Below are 1,230 nucleotides of genomic sequence, written 5' to 3'. Positions count from 1 at the left end.
GGTCGGGCCTGTTGAGATAGCCGACCGCGAGCCCGATGCCGGCAATGCCGATCTCGCCCAGTTCGCCGGGCTCGGCAAGCTGCGGCAGCGATGCGTCGAGGATGACGATCGAGTATGTCGGCAGCGGCGCGCCGATGGTGACGGGGCTGTCCGGCGTCAGCGCGCCCATTGTGGCGGTGACGGTCGCCTCGGTCGGGCCATAGGTGTTGAGGATCTGCCGCCCCGGCTTCGACCAGCGCACCACCAGATTGTGCGGGCAGGCCTCGCCGCCGACCAGCAGCGTGCGCAGGCTGGGCACATCCGACGTCATCGACGACAGCAGCGTCGGGCTGCAGGCGATGCAGGTGATGTCATGGAGCCGCAGGAAATCGGCCAGTTCCTCGCCTACCAGCGGCATCTGGCCCGGTGCCGGCACCACCGTCGCGCCGGCGACGAACGGCACCCAGATCTCTTCGGAGGAAAAGTCGAAGGCGATCGTCATGCCCTGATAGACGCGGTCGCCCGGCCGGTAGCCGTAGGAGGCGGCGGCGACGCGGATGAAATTGACGAAACTCTGGTGCTTGATGACCACGCCCTTGGGCTTGCCCGTGGTGCCCGAGGTGTAGAGGATGTAGCAGGTGTCGTCCGATGAAGCGGCCTTCGCATGCGGCTTCAGCGGCGCGTCGGACTGTCCGGAGATTTCAGCGGCGGCGCTGTCGATAAGGAGATGCGGGACGGGCAGCTGACCGGCGCGCGACGCGTAGGCGGCGATGGTGACGATCAGGCTGACGCCGGCGTCTTCGATGATGAGCGCCATCCGCTCCTCGGGGAAGGCGGTCGCCAGCGGCACGAAGGCAGCGCCCGCCTTCATCACGGCGAGCAGCGCGACATAGGTCTCCGCCGAGCGGTCGAGGATGAGCCCGACGCGGTGGCCCGGCCGCACGCCGCGCTTGACCAGCAGGCGGGCGAACTGGTTGGCGCGGCTGTCCAGTTCCCGATAGGTCCAGACACGCCCGTCCGAGATCACCGCCGGCAGCGCTGCAAACATGTCGGCGAGCTGTTCGAAGACGGTGTCGAGCCGCTCGCCGGGCAGGCCTTGCCGGGCAAAGTCGGCGCCCGTCAGGATTTGCCCGCGCCTGGCTGTCGCGGGGGCCGTTCTTATCGGCGCGTCGACACTTGCCAGGCCGCTTTCCAGCCCCGATCGTTCCGCGTCCAGTTCGGCGATGTCGACACCGTGATCCATTTCCATAC

At 68.0% G+C, this 1,230-nt stretch carries 1 protein-coding gene; it reads right to left on the bottom strand.

Annotated features, from left to right (window positions below):
• A partial coding sequence (locus tag EN906_RS34525; RefSeq protein ID WP_164777629.1) for an amino acid adenylation domain-containing protein occupies positions 1-1,228 on the bottom strand: 1,228 nt, incomplete at its 3' end.
• Positions 1,229-1,230: the final 2 nt, after the last annotated feature.

Source organism: Mesorhizobium sp. M7A.F.Ca.CA.004.06.1.1, assembly GCF_003999135.1.
Taxonomy (GTDB): Bacteria; Pseudomonadota; Alphaproteobacteria; order Rhizobiales; family Rhizobiaceae; genus Mesorhizobium.
The sequence above is the reverse complement of the archived record's forward strand: the minus strand, read 5'-3'. Positions and strand labels throughout refer to the sequence as shown.